Source organism: Larsenimonas suaedae, from assembly GCF_023712105.1.
Taxonomy (GTDB): domain Bacteria; phylum Pseudomonadota; class Gammaproteobacteria; order Pseudomonadales; family Halomonadaceae; genus Larsenimonas; species Larsenimonas suaedae.
The window spans coordinates 352,768-369,976 of the sequence record NZ_JAMLJI010000001.1; the positions used below are offsets into that span (position 1 = coordinate 352,768).

Genomic DNA, 17,209 nt, shown 5'->3' on the forward strand with positions numbered 1-17,209 from the left:
GGAGACGAGGACAGGTCGAGCCAAAAGGTGAGTGATTGTCGGATGCAAAGAAGAATGTTTATACTTCAGCGCCTGATTTTCGGGTGGTCGCGTTGAAGCGGGGCCGGCCCGAAGGCCATGTCGGCCGCTTGCCACGCGGCCATGAAACGCCGACCGGTGTCGCTTGACGCCGTGTCAGGCCTTTTTTCAAGGTGTGTCTGAACCAACCGTGGAGTGACATGGCTTCTTTTGTAACCCAGACCCGTGCCGGTCAGGCTGAACGCTACAGCGCCAGTGTCGGTCGTCGTACGCTGTTGCTGGTGCTTTTGATCGCGCTGGCATTCGCGGCCCTCATTGCCGACATCATGGTGGGCTCGGGGACATTGTCGCTGTCTGAGGTGCTCAACGGACTCTTTCGCCCGGATGAGGTCTCGGCAAGCACCCGCGTGATCATCTGGCAGCTCCGCATGCCGATGACCCTGATGGCCGTGCTGACCGGCATGGGGCTGGCGCTTGCCGGGCTCTTGATGCAGACCGTGTTGAACAACCCGCTTGCTGAACCCCTGACGCTTGGGGTGTCGTCGGCTGCCGGCTTCGGTGCGTCGCTGGCGCTTGCCTTCAATGCGTCAGTGCTCTCGGCGCTGCCGTTTTTGAATCAGAGCCTGCTGGTTGCGACCAACGCGTTTTTCTTTTCGCTGTTGACGGTCGGTCTGATCTTGATGCTTGCCGGGCGGCGTATGGGCCTTCAGACCATCACGTTACTGGGTATCGCGCTGCATTTCGTATTCAGCGCACTGCTGGGGCTGGTTCAGTACCTGGCAAGTGCCGATCAGCTTCAAAGCATGGTGTTTTGGCAGATGGGGTCACTGATGCGCGCCTCATGGACACAGATTCAGCTGTGTGCCGCGGTCATGGTGGTGGCGCTGGTGCTTGTTTTCACGCGAACCTGGGCGTTGACCGCGCTTCGAAGCTTTGGCGATGAGGCGGCCGTATTCGGGCTTAACGTGCGACGGCTTCGCATCCTCATGCTGGCGCTTGCGGCGGTGCTCGCCGGCGCCGTCACCTCGGTTGTCGGCATCATCGGGTTCGTCGGGCTGGTGGCGCCGCACGTCGCGCGCATGCTGGTGGGCGAGGACCAGCGCTTCATGGTCGGGGTGACGCTTGCCTGTGGCGTCATCTTCATGACACTTGCCTCGCTTGCCAGCAAGTTGATCATCCCCGGTGTTGCGTTACCGATCGGTATGATGACCTCATTGATTGGCCTGCCATTTTTCATTGTCTTGATCATGCGTGATCAGAGGTTGTCTGTCCGATGAGCATCACGGTGTCCGAACTCTGCATTGATCGCAGCGGCAAGCGCATTGTCGATCACGTGTCATTCTCGGTCGACGACGGCTGTTCGCTGTCGATCCTTGGCCCCAACGGCGCCGGCAAGACAACGCTGATGCGGGCGCTGTGCGGGCTGTTGCCTTATTCGGGAACGGTTGACGTTGACGGTGAGCGCCTTGATCGGCTGACAAGGGTCGAGGCTGCCAAGCGCATTGGCTACGTGGCACAGGACATGACCGCGCTGAACGTGCGTCTGAGCGTCTTTGAGCTGCTGCTGCTTGCCCAGAACAGCCACCGGGTGTCCTGGCGCACCGGCAGTGGCAATCAGGACGCCGCGATGGAGGTGCTGTCCCGGCTCGGGCTCGAGCGTTTCGCCGACGCCGTACCGCAGGCGCTGTCCGGTGGTGAGCGGCAGATGATTGCGCTTGCGCTGGCGCTGGTGAAAAAGCCACGGCTGTTGCTGCTCGATGAGCCAACCTCGGCGCTGGATCTCGCCAATCAGCTGACGATGCTCGAGGCGGTGCACCGATACACCCGGGAGAAGGGCATCGTGACCCTCTCGATTCTGCATGACATGAATCTTGCCACGCGCTACGCCGATGACGCGTTAATGCTGGTCGATGGCACGCGGCGCTACCATGGCGCGACGGCGGAGATCATGACCCCCGAGCGATTATCGGAGGTCTATGGCGTGACCTGCCGGACGCTATCGGTCGATGACGGCGCCTACACCGCCATCTATCCGGTCAACGTGCGTCGAGGCTGACGCACTATCTATACGTCAGCCCCGGCGCTCATCGGTGCGCTTGAGCTGCTGCCACAGGGCCTTTCGAACGTGCCCAAGCGTTGGCTGTTCCTGGCGGGTAAAGGGCAACGGCCTGAGCAAGCGCTGAGCGCGAAGCCCCAGTCGTGCGGTCATGAGCCCGCTTCCAAGCCCCTGAGCTGCGCGACTTGAGAGCTTTTCAGCCAGATTCATGCCAAGCAGTTCACTGCCCATGTCCACCGCGATCTCGGAAGCTCCGGCAAACGCCAGGTTGGCCAGTACGTGTCGGTACAGGCGCAGGCGGCTGGCGTAGCCAAGTTCGAGCCCATAAATGTCGGCCAGTCGGTCGATCATTCGCATGTTGCGCCAGGCGACCAGCCCCATATCCAGCAGGGTGATCGGGCTGATGGCAACCATGGCGGCGGTCTCGCTCGACATCCGCGTGATCAGCTGAGACGCGGCCCGGTCTCTCGGCCCCAGCAGGTGATGCGAGAAAAGCGTGCGGATATCGTCGCCGTCGTGATGCGCATTGACCGCATTCTGATAGGAGCGCCAGTGCGGGTCATCCCTTGACACACGCATGTGACGCGCGGTATCGGCAAGAAGAGGCTGATCGAGCGGAGTATTTTCGAGCCGCTTGCGCACCTTGGCGTGGCGGCGAAGCCGTTTGAGCCGCAGCAGTTCCTTTCCGCCGCTTCGGGCAAGAAGGCCTGCCCCAAATACGCCCAGTGCGGCCCAGAGCCCGCTGAATGGATCGTTTTGGATCACGGCCTCGTACACCTGCACGCCGCACTGTATCCCGCCAATAACGAGACTGGCGCTCAATAGCGTCATAAGGCCCCAGCGGCGTTTTCTGGGCGGGCTAAGGGCATCGTCGACGGCGCGCTCGGCGCGGGTGTCGGATTCAGGTGTCTCCTCGACCCGGGCGCCGACGCTTTCCAGCGGAAAATGCTGGGCAGTGGCAAGTGACGGGATGGGCTGTGGCGCCGTCTTGGCGGATTCGGTGGGCACCTCGAAGCGGCGAGGTGGTTTAGGGTCGGTCATTGCCACTTGTCTCCCAGAAGCCAATCCAGCAGGGCATCCATTCTCAGATGGGGCAACGGGCCCTCGGTATGCGGACGCGGGCGAAACCCGGTGAACTGAAAGCCCTGCCGGGCCCAGAACGCTGCGTCCGGAAGTTTCGAAGGCACTTCGCCTGGAAACATCAGCACGTGTTCGCCTTCAAGTGTCGTGCCGCTCAGGGCCTGAGCGTCGTGTTCTTCGAGACGGCGCGCCTCGGTGGCGGCAATGGAGGCCAGTGCGAAGGCCTTGCTCTCGATGTCACCGAAACGAAGGTCGTTCAAGGGCTCGTTCATGAGCTGGGTCAACAACTCGACCAGCGCGGCGTGCTGATCGGGGGTGACGTGATCGGCCTTGGTGGCGGCGATGGCAAGCTTGTCGATGCGCGGGGCGAACAGGCGATTGATCAGGCCCGCACGCCCATAGCTGAAGCTTTGCATCAGGGCTTCCATCGTGGTTCGAAGTTCATCGAACGCCTCCGGGCCACTGTTCAGTGCCGTCAACACATCAACGAGGACCACCTGTCGGTCGAAGCGTTGAAAATGCTGACGATAAAACGGAGTGATGACCGTTTTCAGATAGTGATCGAACCGGGCCTTCAAGGTCTTGTAAAGACTTTCGGGCGGCAACGCCTCGAGCGCCTCATCGGACCAGTCGGCGCAGCTGAGCAAGGGGAAAAACTGCAGAACCGGCGCGCCTGCGAGTTCGCCGGGCAAAAGAAACCGGCCGGGCTGAATGAAGTAGCCCCCGTTATTGCGTACGCGATGAAGGCCTTCGGTGTAGTGGGCGCTTAGATCCGCGAGCTGCTGTTCATCGGCCGGCTGGTCCGGTGACAGGTCCGATTGAGCCTCGAGCCACTCGGCCATGTGCGTACGGCGCGACGGGGTCAATAGCGCATTCATGGTCTGTGACCAGTCAAGAAAGCTCTGCCTGAGCATCGGAAGGTCAAGCAGCCACTCACCTGGGTAGTCGATCAGATCCAGTGTCAGCGTCGAGGTTTCCCCCAGAAGACGCTTGCTCGGGCGCTCGCTCTTGTAGCGAATCGACAGTCTCAGCTCGCTCATGCCACGGGTGGGCGTCGGCCAGCGTGGGGGCGTCTCGCCAAGACTCGATAAAGCCTCGTCGTAGGGAAAGCGGGCAAGGGAAAGATCCGGCTGAAGCTCGCGCTTGGCGCCGAGCAGCCGGCCTTCTCGCGAGGCCTTGATCAGATGCAGTTGGGCATCTAGGCCTGCGTGGCGGAGCTGATTGATCAGCGAGGTCAGAAAGGCCGTCTTGCCGGCTCGAGACAGTCCGGTCACCGCCAGTCGAACCTGACGGTCGAGCCCGCGCTCGGCGACGTCTCGAATGTGTCTGGGTAACGTCCACGCCATGAAGGCTACTCCACCCCCTGAATCTTTTTGTTCAGCCTACAAAAAAGCAGCGCAATATGCGCTGCTTTTAAAGACTCGCTTAAAGCGAATGAGACGATCAGTGCTCGTGGCCGTCTTCGCCGTGCACGTGGCCATGCTCGACTTCTTCAGCGCTCGCTTCGCGAACTTCCTGAATGCTTACGTCGAAGTTCAGTGCTTCGCCGGCGAGCGGGTGGTTGCCGTCGACAGTGACGGTATCGCCCTGGACATCCTTGACGGTGACCAGCAGCGGGCCGCCTTCAGTCTGTGCCTGGAACTGCATGCCCGGCTCGACGTTGTCGACGCCCTGGAACGCATCACGCGGAACTTCCTGAACCAGCGCCGGCTGAACTTCGCCGTAGCCTTCAGCGGAATCAACGCGTACTTCGAATTTTTCGCCTTCGGTTTTGCCGGCCATTTCCTTTTCAAGGCCCGGTACGATGTTGCCCGCACCGTGAAGGTATGTCAGCGGCTCACGGCCTTCGGAGCTGTCGAGGACTTCGCCCGAATCGTTTTTGAGCGTGTAATGAAAGGCGACGACAGTGTTTTGTGCGATTTCCATAATTGGATCCTAAGGTCGGTCAGTGCATGTCGAAAAGTTCGGGTCAGACGTTAAGTGCTTCGTAACATCTCAATCAATCTCTCGGGAGATATCCCGTCCATGATCACTACGTTGTGATGGCCTGATCCGCTTTCAAGGGAGAGAAGCGAATTTTTTTGAAAAAAAGCACGTAAAACGCCTTAAATTGCACCGTGCCCTGTCTCAAGGCTAGGCTTGCCGCTTGAACACCGTCCTTGGATACCTTTTATGAGCCTTGATTACCTCTGCGTGCCCGTGACGCCCTTTGCCCAGAACTGCACCGTACTGTACTGCACCGATACCCTTGAGGCAGCCATCGTCGACCCCGGCGGTGACGCCGATAGAATCATCGCGGCGGTCGAGCGGCTGGGCGTTCGGCCGACCAAGATTCTGTTGACGCATGCCCACCTGGATCACGTCGGCGGTGTGATGGATATCGCCGAGCGCTTCGAGGTGCCGGTAATTGGTCCGCATCAGGCCGATGAGCCACTGATTGCGGCGCTTTCACAGCAGGCCTCGATGTTCGGGCTTACCCCACCACGAACGCCGGTCATCGATCAGTGGCTTGTCCACGGGGACCGAGTGGGGCTGGGGGCGCGTGAGCTGGCGGTTTATCACTGCCCTGGGCATGCGCCGGGCCACGTTATTTTCGTCGATCACGATGCAGGGCTTTCCCAGACCGGTGATGTTCTGTTCAAGGGCTCCATCGGGCGAACGGATCTGCCAGGCGGCGACTTCGACACACTTGTTCACTCGATCAAGACGACGCTTTGGTCACTCGGCAATGACATGCGCTTCGTGCCGGGCCATGGCGAGGCCTCGACCATTGGGCAGGAACGATCGAACAATCCCTTCGTTGGCGATCACGTAATTGCGTGAGTGTCTGTTAGACTGTTCCCGCATGACCCTGACAGTGATGGAGAGAAATGATGGTAGCTTTGATTTGGATCGTTGTTTGCGGCCTGGTGGCCTTCTTCGCCAACAAGGCGTGGGATGGTTCGTTCGGTCAATTCGTACAGAAATGGGTGCCGGATGCCCTGCACGTCGATGACTACGATCGCTACGTCTGGAGCGGTGTGGCCGGGGTGCTGGTTGCAACCTTCATCGTCAAGCCGATTTCGATGTTTCTGACCCTGATCCTTCTGGCTCTCATCGGATTTGCCGCCAAGGCAGTGATGGGCTGGGCGGTCAAAAAGATTCATTGATCGATGCTTGAAACACAAAAAACCCCGGCTTGGCCGGGGTTTTTTGTGTCTGATTCAGAGGGTCTGGCGAGCCTGGGGGCTAGCAAGCCAGGGATTTAGCGAACCAAAAGCCGTGAACACGGGCAATGAAGGTGGTAACGCTTGGGCATGGAGAGCGTGGTGCGCATAAAAAAAGCCCGCCAGAGGCGGGCCAAGAGCACTGTGGCGCCGCTTACCGCTCGGCCACCACGCTATCGAACTCGTCCTGAATTTCCTGAGACGGCGCCTTGGTCATCATCGACACCAGCGCGATCGCGATGTAGGAGAGGATAACGCCCGGTACGATCTCATAAAGGTCGAAGATACCGCCGGACAGTTCCGCCCAGACCAGTACAGTCACGCCGCCCACAACGATACCGGCAAGCGCGCCCCAGCGTGTCATGCGCTTCCAGAACAGCGACAGGATCAAGGCCGGGCCAAAGGCTGCACCAAATCCGGCCCAGGCGTAGGACACCAGGGTCAGAACGCTTGAATCCGGGTTGAGCGCCAGAAGGTATGCAAGCAGGGCAATGCCGAGCACCGAGACGCGACCGACCCACACAAGCTCTTTTTGAGTGGCGTTTTTGCGAAACAGGGCCTTGTAGAAGTCATCGGCAAGCGCTGAAGACGACACCAGCAGCTGAGAGTCGGCGGTGGACATGACCGCGGCCAGAATCGCGGCCAGAAGTACGCCGGCAACGGCTGGATGGAAGATGAAGTTCACCATGATCATGAAAATCTTCTCGCCATCGGCCAGATCCTTCGGCACATACACAAGACCCAGCAGACCGATGCAGACCGCTGCGATCAGGCCAAGCATTGACCAGATGACCGCAATGCGGCGCGCCGCCGGAACGTCGCTCGGGCTACGGATGGCCGAAAAGCGCGCAAGGATATGCGGCTGGCCGAAATAGCCAAGGCCCCAGGCCAGTGACGAGACGATGGCGATCCAGGTCAGGTTTTCACCGGTGGCAGCGTCTCGGAACCATTCGAGCAGCATCGGGTTCTCGGCGTTGATGCGGGCAATCGAGTTGCTGAGACCGCCCATGTCGAACACGGCAACGATCGGTACGATTACCAGCGCCACGGCCATCATCAGGCCCTGAATCAGGTCAGTCCATGAGACCGCCAGAAAGCCGCCGAAGAAGGTGTAGGAAATGATGGCGATGGTGCCGAAGGTCACGGCCCAGAAATAGTCGATACCGAAAACGGTATTGAACAGCTTGCCACCGGCGACCAGTCCTGAGCTTGTGTAGAACAGGAAGAAGATCAGGATGAAGATGGCCGAGATGACGCGGAGCATATGGCTGTGATCGCGAAAGCGGCGCTCGAAGAACTCCGGAAGCGTCAGCGAGTCGCTGGCAATGAAGCTGTACACGCGAAGCCGCCGTGCTACCAGTAGCCAGTTGAGCCAGGTGCCGGCCAGAAGGCCAACCGCAATCCAGCTGGCGGAAAGCCCGCTGATGTAGGCGGCGCCGGGGAGACCCAGCAGCAGCCAGCCGGACATGTCAGACGCGCCGGCGGAGATGGCCGAGGTCCACGGACCGAGTGAACGGCCACCGAGGATGTAGTCCGAGAGGTCGCTGGTGCGCTTGTAGGCCAGAACCCCGATGCCCAGCATTATTAAAAGATAGATGGCAAACGTGATGCCGATCGTGATGTTGTTTTCAACCATGGTCATTATCCCTGGGTTGTTGTTGTCCGGGGCGTGGCAATGGCCACGCCCACCGTAGGCCAGGAGTTACAGGCCGTTCGCGCTACTCGTCGCCAAGCGCAAGCAGAGACGCATTGCCTCCAAGCGCTGCCGTATTGATCGTACGTGTCTTTTCCGTTGCGAAACGCAGCAGGTAATGTGGCCCGCCGGCCTTGGGGCCCGTTCCGGAAAAACCTTGTCCGCCAAATGGTTGGACACCGACGACAGCGCCAATGATATTGCGATTGACGTAGACATTGCCAACACGAACGCGCTCGGCCACATACCGGGTGAAGCTCTCGTTACGGCTGTGTACGCCGAAGGTCAGTCCATACCCCTTGGCGTTGATGGTATTGATGACCTCATCGACCTCGCTGGCCTTGAAGGTGACGATGTGCAGGATGGGTCCGAACTGTTCGGTCTCCAGCGCATCCATGCCGTCGATCTTGAACGCCGTGGGTGTAATGAAGGAACCATGCCCGGTCGCCTCGGGGTCCATTGGCGTTTCGGCGATCAAGCGGCCTTCACCCTTGAGCTTGTCGATGTGTGCCTGAAGATCGGCGCGAGCGTCGTCGTCAATCACCGGGCCAACGTCGGTCGAGAGCTTGCCGGGGTGCCCAACGCTGAGCTCTGCCATGGCGCCCTTGAGGGTTTCGATCACGCGCTCGGCGACGTCTTCCTGGATATAGAGCACGCGAAGCGCCGAACAGCGCTGGCCAGCGCTTTGGAAGCCGGAGGCGACGACGTCTGACACGACCTGCTCGGGCAGGGCGGTCGAATCGACGATCATGGCATTCAGTCCGCCGGTTTCGGCAATCAGCGTCGGCAGTGCGGCGTTTTCACGGCCAGCAAGCGAGCGGTTGATCAGCTGTGCGGTCTGGGTTGAGCCTGTGAACGCGACACCGGTGATCCGGGCGTCGCCTGAAAGCACCGCACCGACCGTTGGGCCATCGCCTGGCAGCAACTGAACGACGTCCCGTGGCATGCCGGCTTCATAAAGAAGCTCGATCACGCGGCTTGCGATCAGCGATGTCTGTTCGGCGGGCTTGGCAAGCACCGTGTTGCCGGCAACGGCCGCTGCGACCGTCTGGCCACAGAAGATGGCAACCGGGAAGTTCCACGGGCTGATGGTTGCGAATACGCCACGACCCATCATGAAAAGTTCGTTGGATTCACCGGTCGGCCCCGGCAGTACCGTTGGCGCGCCGAAGATTTCGCGGGCGCGTTTGGCGTAGTAACGGCAGAAATCGACCGCCTCGCGAATCTCGTCCACGCCATCGGTCAGCAGCTTGCCGCCTTCTCGGGTACACAGTGCCATCAGCTCGCCCATGTTCGCTTCGAGCTTGTCGGCAAAGCGCTCAAGAATCTGGCTGCGCTCTTCAACGGGTGTGGCGTCCCACTTAGGGAAGGCTTTCCAGGCAGCTTCGACGGCCTTTTCGGCCTGCTCGGCGGTGGTCCACTGAATGGTGCCGACGGTCTGACGGCGATCATATGGAGAGCACACGGTCTTGACCTGGTCGCGGTCCTCACTCACATCGAAGCCGAGCAAGGGGCGATAGTGGTATGGCGTCTCCATGAAGCGCGCCATCTCATCCATCAGCGGTCGGTACTGGCTATTGATGTTGAGGTTCACGCCCTTCGAGTTCTTGCGCTCGGGGCCATAGATGGCCGGCGGCAACGGAATGCGCTGATTGGCGTAGGTATCGTAGTGGGAAAGCGTTTCGATCGGATGCACACAAAGCGTCTCGACCGGGACCTTGGGATCAACCAGCTGGTGCACGAACGATGAGTTTGCGCCGTTTTCAAGCAGGCGACGCACCAGGTATGGCAGCAGATCCTTGTGGGCACCGACCGGGGCGTAGATGCGGCAATACGTGCCCTTGGGGGCGCGCTTGAGCGCGGCGTCGTACAGTGCCTCACCCATGCCGTGCAGGCGCTGGAACTCGAACGGGCGGCTTGAGCGTTCGGCGATGTCCAGTACGGCGCTGATGGTGTGCGCATTGTGGGTCGCGAACTGCGGGAAGATGCGATCACAGGTGTTGTCGGACAGCAAAAACGCCGCACAGGCTAGATAGGAGACGTCGCTGCACGCCTTGCGGGTGAAGACGGGATAGCCGTCGATGCCGATCTGCTGGGCTTCCTTGATCTCGGTATCCCAGTAGGCGCCCTTGACCAGGCGAATCGGAATCAGATCGCCTTGATCGGCAAGCTTGTTCAGCCAGTGAAGTACGGGCAGTGCGCGCTTGGAGTAGGCTTGAACCACGAGCCCGAACTTGCCCCAGCCCCTGGCGGCGTCGCTTTCATAGACGGCCTTGAAGACTTCAAGCGAAAGCTCGAGCCGGTCGACTTCCTCGGCATCGATGGTGATGGCAACATCGCGCTCGCGCGCCATGGTGACCAGTTCTCTAACGGTTGCGACCAGTTCCTCGAGCACCTGACTGCGGTGGCCGAACTCGTAGCGCGGATGCAGGGCCGACAGCTTGATCGAGACCGACGGCGACGGCGATTTCTTGCCGAGCTGCTTGACGGTGCCGCCGACGGCGTCGATTGCCTTGGCGTAGTCGTCGAAATAGCGCTTGGCGTCGGCGCGGGTCAGTGCCGCTTCGCCGAGCATGTCGTAGGAGTAGGTGTAGCCTTTCTTGAACAGTGGCTTCGAGCGCTTCAACGCCTCATCGATATCACGCCCCAAGACGAACTGGCGTCCCATCACCTTCATCGCCTGCATCATCGCCTGGCGAATGACAGGCTCGCCCATGCGGTTGACGAGCTTGTTGATGAAGCTGGCTGGTTGGCCGTCTTTCGGCTGATCGAGCTTCAGCACACGCCCGGTGGTCAAAAGGCCCCAGGTCGAGGCGTTGACGAACCAGGATTCGCTCTTGCCGAGGTGCGCCTTCCAGTCGGCCACGCCCAGCTTGTCGTCGATCAGGGCGTCGGCGGTTGCCGGGTCGGGGATGCGCAGCAGGGCTTCTGCCAGACACATCAGCAACACGCCTTCCTGGGTGTCGAGGCTGTATTGCTGCAAAAGCTCGTCGATCGAATCGACCGAGGTATCCATGGCGCGGACTTCTCGAACCAGTTCCGCGGTCTTGTCGCCGATGCGCTCAATGTCGGCATCGGAGCCGTGAATCAGGTGAGCCAGTGCTTCGACGTAGGTGTCTTCGTCAACGATGTAATGATCGCTGATCCGATCGAACAGTCGTTTCAGGGGATGCTGCCAGGTGGACGGGGCGAGCATTTGATCGGTCGATAGCATATGCGTTCCTCTCGAGGCCAAATGAGCGCTGTACTCGGGCATGGAGGATGCCAAAGTGATTTGTTGGTGTTGTTCCCGGATCGGGATAAGAAAGCGCCCGGCATGACTTTAAGGACAGGCAGGTTACAGCGTCTTGTCAATTTTCATGTCATGCGTGTCAAAAACGCGGAAGATGAGTCGTTTTGTCATCTTGCGTGAGCGCTTTGCACGCGTTCTCGGGTCGGCGTGTGGCCGATGTGGCGTTTGAATGCATGGGACAGGGCGCTCTGGTTGGCAAAGCCGCAGCGTTCCGCGATCTGGGTCAGCGAGTTTGAGGTGGTCCTGAGCATGACACGCGCCTGTTCGAGGCGCTTTTTCATGATGTATTGGTAGGGTGACAGACCTGTCTGCTCCCGAAAGAGCGCACTGAAATGCGCCGGGCTCAGAAAACTCAGCCGGGCAAGCGCCCCCACTGCCACGCCATCCATCATGTGCCGCTCGATGTAGTCGTCGATGGCGCAAAGATCGAGCCGGCCGCTTTGGGTAAGCCCGGTCGGAAACTGGCGGTGGTAGATGCTGCTGAGCAGCGTCGAGGCCAGAAGATCGCTGTCGGCGCGGCTGGCGTGCTGGTCGAGCTCGCGCACCATGAAGGCAAGATAATGCGTTAGAGCGTCATCGAGTTCGAAATAGCAGGGCGCATCGAACAGCTTGAGATGCTCGCGATAGTGCCCGGAGAGCGCCGGCGCATGCTCGGGGAGGTCAAGGATGAGCTGGCTGTTATCGCCAAGGCCTGCAAAGGCGTGGGTGCGACTTGCCGGCACCAGGCAGCCCTGGAAGGCGCCGACTTCGCCTCCGCGGCCATCGATATCGAACGCGGCCCGGCCGGACAGGCCAATCACGATCTGATAATGCGCGTGGGCGTGGTGCTGGCTGACCGTGGCCAGAGGGGCAATGCGTATCAGGCTATTGGACGACATGACCGATGACTCCTGACGTGAGGGCAGCTTCAAGTGGCGTTTGATCTGCGAAGCGTCAAGCGCGCATTGAGGTGGACCCGAATCGCCTCGAGTTCGCTCATGCCCTGAGTCGAAAACAGACGCCCATTGCGCTCGACCAGCCACGGCTGACCGTGATTGTCCATGATCGCCTGACAGCGGCGTCGCAGGCTTTCAAGGTAGGGGTCGTGGCGGATGGGATACCCGATCACGGCGTTCCACTCATTCTCGCTCAGGGTGCAGGCAAGCGCCGAGTCGATCAGCGACAGCAGCTGCTCCGGGTCGGTGCGATAACGAGAGGTGCGTCGCGTCAATACCAGGGCAACGACCATGAAGCTCGAGATCGTAAGACACACGATAAAGGTCAAAAGGTAGATGGCCATCGGGGCATCCGAGCGTCATAAAAGAAACATTTTATCACGCGCAGGTGGGCGACGACGACACGACATTCAGGGTGTTGATCAACGGCCAAAGCGAGCGGCAGCGACCAGAAAAAGGAACAGCGAACAGGAGAAAGCGGATGGACAAAGGCGCAGCGGACAGCAGCGAAGGGCGTTGCAGTTGCGAACGCGCGCCCGGGCGGGCGCGCGTTGGGTCCATCAGGACGGTTTGTGCATCTTGCGGCGAAGAAGCGGTCCGAGCAGATACGGAAGGACCAGGCCGGCGATGGCAATGGCCCAAATGCCGATCGACAGGCCGCTGCTCCAAAGCACGGTCCAGTCCCCGTCGGACAGCATCATGGCGTGGCGCAGGTTCTTTTCCATTTCCGGTCCGAGCAGCAGGCCGAGAATGATCGGCACCAATGGAATGTCGATCTTGCGAAAGACGTAGCCCAGCACGCCAAAGGCCACCATGAAGTACAGATCGAACGCCGAGTGGCTGATCGAATAGATGCCGACGATGGCTACCAGCGTGACGATCGGCATCAAATACTTGGGCGGTACGGACAACAGTTTGACGAAGATGCCGACCATGGGAATGTTCAATAAAAGCAGCAGCACGTTACCCAGCAGCAGGGCCGCGATAACGCCCCAGACAATGTCGGCGTGCTGTTGGAACATCATCGGCCCCGGTGTGATGTTTAACGACACCAGCATGGCCAGAAGCACTGCGGTCGTGCCACTTCCAGGAATACCAAGCGTCAACATCGGCACCAGTGCACCGCTGGCGGCGCCGTTGTTGCCGGCTTCCGGCGCGGCCACCCCCCTGGGATCACCATTGCCGAAGTCGTTCTTGCGTCCGAGAATGCGCTTTTCGACCGTATAGCTCAAAAAGCTGCCAAGCGAGGCGCCCGCACCCGGTAAAACGCCTGAAATGAAGCCCACCACACCGCCGCGAAGGCTGGTCGGCAGCACTGCGATCAGCTCTTTGACGTTGATCTTGAGCTTGTTCATCTTGACCATGCTGTCGCCATCGCCCATGTGACGCTCGATGAAGAACATCAGCTCTGAAATGGCGAACAGCCCGACAATGGCGATGATGAAATCGATGCCCTCGAACAGTTCAAGCATGCCGAAGGTGTAGCGAGGCTGGCCGGTCGAAATATCGATGCCGATGGTCGACATCATCAGTCCGATGGCGGCGGCGACCAGCGTCTTGACCGGATTCTTGCCGGTAATGCCGCCAAGCGTTGCGAACGCCAGTACGAACAGCGCGAAATACTCGGCCGAACCAAAGCTCAGGGCGAAATTCGCAAGCAGTGGCGCCAGAAGGATCAGCCCGATGGTGGCAACGATGCTTCCAATAAAGGAAGCAACCGCCGAGATGGTGAGTGCTTCGGCGGCCTTGCCCTGCTTGGCCATCGGATAGCCGTCGAGACAGGTCATCATCGCCGGCTCATCGCCTGGGATGTTCAAGAGAATGGAGGAAATGCGTCCGCCGTACATGGCGCCTGCATAGACCGCGGTCAGCATGATCAGCGCCGATTCCGGCGGCAGGCCAAGCGTGAAGGCGAGCGGAATAAGGATCGCCACTCCGTTGGCCGGGCCGAGCCCGGGCAGTGCGCCGATCAAGGTGCCCAGAAACGAGCCGATCAGCGCAAGCAGCAGATTCTGAGGGGTGAGTGCGACCTCGAACCCCTGTAAAAGGTAATTGATCGTATCCATTAACCCAGCTCCAGGATGCCGTTAGGCAAGGTCAGCTCGAGGCCGTAATTGAACAGAACGAACGCAACGACGGCGCTGATCAGTCCGGTCAGAAAGGCCTTGAGCGGCGGGGCATGCATTCGCCAGCTCAAAAGGCCAACGGCCAGGGTGGTCATGATGATGAAGCCAACCGATTCGAGCAGGGCGGTGTAGACCACAAGAATTACCACCACACCGATCAGCTCGAAGAGCGTCTTGCCGACCGGCCAGCCGCTGTCCGGGTCGGGACGAATCATCATGTAGAGGCTGCCAAGGCCGAGCACGACCGCAAGCAGCGTTGGGAAGGTCGACGGGCCGATGCTTTCACTGCCGCCCAGCGGTTCGGGGAACTGCTGGGCCTGCCAGCCGTATGCCACGGCCAGCAGGAGAAACACGACGCCGAACAGTCGGTCGTTGATGTGCATCACTTGGTCATTCCGATGTCTTTGGAGAGTTTGGCGATGTCTGCGATCTGCTCTTTTACATACGCGGTGAACTCATCACCGGACATGTGGAAGGGCATCAAGCCATTTTGTTTCATCACCTTTTGCCAGGCGTCAGTGGTATAGAGCTGATCAAGCGTCTGGACCCACCACTGATAGGCATCGTCGGAAACCTGGCCCGGCATGTAGAACCCACGCCAGTTGGCACCGACCGAATCGATGCCCTGTTCCTCGGCGGTCGGGATGTCCTCCAGCGGCTCCGGCAGGCGCTTGTCAGACAGTACGGCCAGGACTTTTAGATCGCCTGACTCGACAAAGCCAACCGACTCGGAGATATCCCCAGTAAACGCCGTGATATGGCCGCCGAGAATCTGGGTAATGGCCTCACCGCCGTTGTTGTAGGAGAGGTATTTGATCTTCTTGAGTTTATCCACGCCGGCCGCTTCGGCGGTCTGGAGCACTTTCAGGTGATCCCAGCCACCGGTCGCACTGCCGCCGGCAAAGGAAATCGCCCGGGGGTCTTTCTTGACCGCGTCCATCAGCTCCGGCAGCGAGTTGTAGGGCGAGTCCTTGCGTACGGCGATGATGCCGTAATCCGCGCCCAGCGCTGCGACCCACTTGACCATGTCGGCGTTCATGCCGGGGAACTGTTTCTGGGCAAGGCGTGTGGTGGTGGCGGTACTGGCCGCAACAATCAGGCTCTCATCCTTGCGGCGCTTGCTGACGGTATGCGCGAAGGCAACCCCACCGCCGGCACCGGCCATGTTGGTGGTCTGTACGTTGCCCGAGACCTTGTCCTGCTGCTCAAGCAGGCGGCCGACGCTACGGCAGGTGAAATCCCAGCCGCCGCCCGGATCAGAAGGTGCGATGCAGTCCACCTTGCCCTGGGGCTCAAAAGCCAGAGCGGTGGGTGCGGTTACGGCAAGCGCCGATGCGGCGGCAAGAGCAAGCGTCGAGCGAATGTATCTTGTCATTGTAGATATCTCCCAGCGGGCAGGTCGTAACCTTACAGTTCTGTAAGGTAGAATATTGTTCTTTCAAGTAGAATCTAATCGTGACCTCCGTTGCCTGTACAGACGGCTTTCGTCTAATCGCGAAACGACGTGGATGCTGTCCTGATCAGGCATTTCGACGTAAAACATGGGACAATGGCGCGCTTCTTATGATGTATGTGGAGACCCCCGTGAACGCCTTTCTTGAATCACTTCCAAAGATCGAACTGCATTTGCACATCGAGGGCACGCTCGAGCCTGAGCTGATGTTCGAGCTGGCGCGTCGCAATGACGTGACCCTGCCGTTCGACTCGGTCGAGCAGGTCAGGCAGGCGTACGAATTCGAGGATCTACAGTCCTTCTTGAATTTGTACTATCAGGGCATGAACGTGCTTTACACCGAGCAGGACTTTTTTGACCTGACGGCGGCCTATCTGAAGCGCTGTCATGACAACGCGGTGATGCATACCGAGCTTTTTTTCGACCCTCAGGCGCATCTTGCGCGAGGCGTCAGTATCTCGACCCAGGTGGCGGGCATCACGCGGGCACTTGATGAGGCGGAAGCGACCTACGGCATCACCAGTGGGTTGATCCTGAGCTTTTTGCGAGACATGTCCGAAGAGCATGCGCTCGAAACCTACGAAGCGGCGCTTCCGTACCGCGAGCACTTCATCGGCGTGGGCCTTGATTCGGCCGAGGTGGGCAATCCGCCCGAAAAGTTCGAGCGTGTCTTCGAGCGTGCCCGGAGCGACGGCTTTCATGTCGTCGTGCATGCCGGAGAAGAGGGGCCGGCTGAGTACATCAAGGGAGCGCTCGAGGTGCTCAAGGCCGAGCGCATCGATCACGGCATTCGAAGCCTGGAGGACCCCGAGCTTGCAAAAACGCTCGTTGAACGGCGTATCCCGCTGACGGTGTGTCCACTGTCGAACGTGTACTTGAAAACGGTGCCGGACATGTCAGCACACCCGTTGCCGGCGCTGATCGAACACGGGCTTTGCGTCACCCTGCATTCCGATGATCCGGCCTATTTCGGCGGGTACATGAACGCCAACTTCCTTGCAGTGCAGGCCGCCTTTGATCTTTCCAGAGACACCTGGCGTACCCTGAGTCTGAACGCGGTAGAGGCAGCGTTCGTGAGCGACATGCGTCGGGACGCGTTGCGCCAGCGCATCGAGGCGTACTTCGAGCAGTCCTAGCATTGGATAGGCCCGGTACTGAACAAACCGAGTGCGCGTCAAGGTAGCTTGGCTACAAGGCGCCGGTATAGATAGAAAAAAAGGCCATGCAACTGCATGGCTTTTTTGGTGGTCGGGTTTATCGCTTGAAAAAACAGTGCGGTGTTGGCTGTGAGCGAGCGCCAAGCCATCGGCAGTGCTTGCTCGGTGAACAAGACTCATTCTTTTAGCTGAG

At 59.8% G+C, this 17,209-nt stretch carries 16 protein-coding genes; 5 read left to right on the plus strand and 11 right to left on the minus strand.

Annotation, left to right across the window (positions count from 1 at the left end):
- Positions 1 to 218: 218 nt before the first annotated feature.
- Complete coding sequence (locus NAT49_RS01655; RefSeq protein WP_251589848.1) at positions 219 to 1,295, plus strand: FecCD family ABC transporter permease; 1,077 nt, start codon at positions 219 to 221, stop codon at positions 1,293 to 1,295.
- A complete protein-coding gene (locus NAT49_RS01660) occupies positions 1,292 to 2,074 on the plus strand; it encodes an ABC transporter ATP-binding protein (RefSeq protein ID WP_251589849.1) in 783 nt (260 codons plus the stop codon). The genes NAT49_RS01655 and NAT49_RS01660 overlap by 4 nt, the downstream gene beginning before the upstream one ends.
- A gap of 15 nt (positions 2,075 to 2,089) precedes the next feature.
- Here NAT49_RS01660 and NAT49_RS01665 read toward each other — a convergent pair whose 3' ends face one another.
- From NAT49_RS01665 to NAT49_RS01675, 3 genes are all read right to left on the minus strand, one after another.
- The gene (locus tag NAT49_RS01665) at positions 2,090 to 3,115 is read right to left on the minus strand and encodes a YcjF family protein (RefSeq protein ID WP_251589850.1); all 1,026 of its coding nucleotides are present in this window, start codon (positions 3,113 to 3,115) and stop codon (positions 2,090 to 2,092) included.
- On the minus strand, positions 3,112 to 4,500 hold the full coding sequence (locus NAT49_RS01670) for a YcjX family GTP-binding protein (RefSeq protein ID WP_251589851.1): 1,389 nt from the start codon (positions 4,498 to 4,500) through the stop codon (positions 3,112 to 3,114). The genes NAT49_RS01665 and NAT49_RS01670 overlap by 4 nt, the downstream gene beginning before the upstream one ends.
- Positions 4,501 to 4,597: 97 nt before the next feature.
- On the minus strand, positions 4,598 to 5,080 hold the full coding sequence (locus NAT49_RS01675; protein ID WP_285835984.1) for an FKBP-type peptidyl-prolyl cis-trans isomerase: 483 nt from the start codon (positions 5,078 to 5,080) through the stop codon (positions 4,598 to 4,600).
- Between the two features lie 246 nt (positions 5,081 to 5,326).
- Here NAT49_RS01675 and NAT49_RS01680 point away from each other — a divergent pair, with 246 nt between their 5' ends.
- On the plus strand, positions 5,327 to 5,977 hold the full coding sequence (locus NAT49_RS01680) for an MBL fold metallo-hydrolase (RefSeq protein ID WP_251589853.1): 651 nt from the start codon (positions 5,327 to 5,329) through the stop codon (positions 5,975 to 5,977).
- Between the two features lie 50 nt (positions 5,978 to 6,027).
- Positions 6,028 to 6,303 (plus strand): hypothetical protein, encoded by a 276-nt coding sequence (locus NAT49_RS01685; protein ID WP_251589854.1) that lies wholly within the window; start codon positions 6,028 to 6,030, stop codon positions 6,301 to 6,303.
- 211 nt (positions 6,304 to 6,514) lie between these two features.
- On the opposite strand, the gene putP is transcribed toward NAT49_RS01685, so the two are convergent.
- The 7 genes from putP to NAT49_RS01720 all read right to left on the minus strand — a co-directional run bounded on the left by putP (position 6,515) and on the right by NAT49_RS01720 (position 15,781).
- The gene (gene putP, locus NAT49_RS01690) at positions 6,515 to 7,996 is read right to left on the minus strand and encodes a sodium/proline symporter PutP (protein WP_251589855.1); all 1,482 of its coding nucleotides are present in this window, start codon (positions 7,994 to 7,996) and stop codon (positions 6,515 to 6,517) included.
- An 82-nt stretch (positions 7,997 to 8,078) separates the two neighbouring features.
- Positions 8,079 to 11,267, minus strand: a complete 3,189-nt coding sequence (putA, locus tag NAT49_RS01695; RefSeq protein WP_251589856.1) for a bifunctional proline dehydrogenase/L-glutamate gamma-semialdehyde dehydrogenase PutA — start codon at positions 11,265 to 11,267, stop codon at positions 8,079 to 8,081.
- A gap of 185 nt (positions 11,268 to 11,452) precedes the next feature.
- A complete protein-coding gene (locus NAT49_RS01700; protein WP_251589857.1) occupies positions 11,453 to 12,223 on the minus strand; it encodes an AraC family transcriptional regulator in 771 nt (256 codons plus the stop codon).
- Between the two features lie 29 nt (positions 12,224 to 12,252).
- Positions 12,253 to 12,624, minus strand: a complete 372-nt coding sequence (locus NAT49_RS01705) for a hypothetical protein (protein WP_251589858.1) — start codon at positions 12,622 to 12,624, stop codon at positions 12,253 to 12,255.
- Positions 12,625 to 12,840: 216 nt separating this feature from the next.
- Positions 12,841 to 14,346: a tripartite tricarboxylate transporter permease gene (locus NAT49_RS01710; protein ID WP_251589859.1), complete on the minus strand. Its 1,506-nt coding sequence runs from the start codon at positions 14,344 to 14,346 to the stop codon at positions 12,841 to 12,843.
- Positions 14,346 to 14,789 (minus strand): tripartite tricarboxylate transporter TctB family protein, encoded by a 444-nt coding sequence (locus NAT49_RS01715; RefSeq protein ID WP_251589860.1) that lies wholly within the window; start codon positions 14,787 to 14,789, stop codon positions 14,346 to 14,348. The genes NAT49_RS01710 and NAT49_RS01715 overlap by 1 nt, the downstream gene beginning before the upstream one ends.
- Positions 14,789 to 15,781 (minus strand): Bug family tripartite tricarboxylate transporter substrate binding protein, encoded by a 993-nt coding sequence (locus NAT49_RS01720; protein ID WP_251589862.1) that lies wholly within the window; start codon positions 15,779 to 15,781, stop codon positions 14,789 to 14,791. The genes NAT49_RS01715 and NAT49_RS01720 overlap by 1 nt, the downstream gene beginning before the upstream one ends.
- A 209-nt stretch (positions 15,782 to 15,990) precedes the next feature.
- Between NAT49_RS01720 and NAT49_RS01725 the strand changes: the two genes are divergently transcribed.
- Positions 15,991 to 16,995, plus strand: coding sequence for an adenosine deaminase (locus NAT49_RS01725; protein ID WP_251589864.1), 1,005 nt, complete (start codon positions 15,991 to 15,993; stop codon positions 16,993 to 16,995).
- 38 nt (positions 16,996 to 17,033) lie between these two features.
- On the opposite strand, the gene NAT49_RS01730 is transcribed toward NAT49_RS01725, so the two are convergent.
- Entirely contained in the window at positions 17,034 to 17,189 is a 156-nt protein-coding gene (locus tag NAT49_RS01730; protein WP_251589866.1) for a hypothetical protein, read from the minus strand.
- Positions 17,190 to 17,209: the final 20 nt, after the last annotated feature.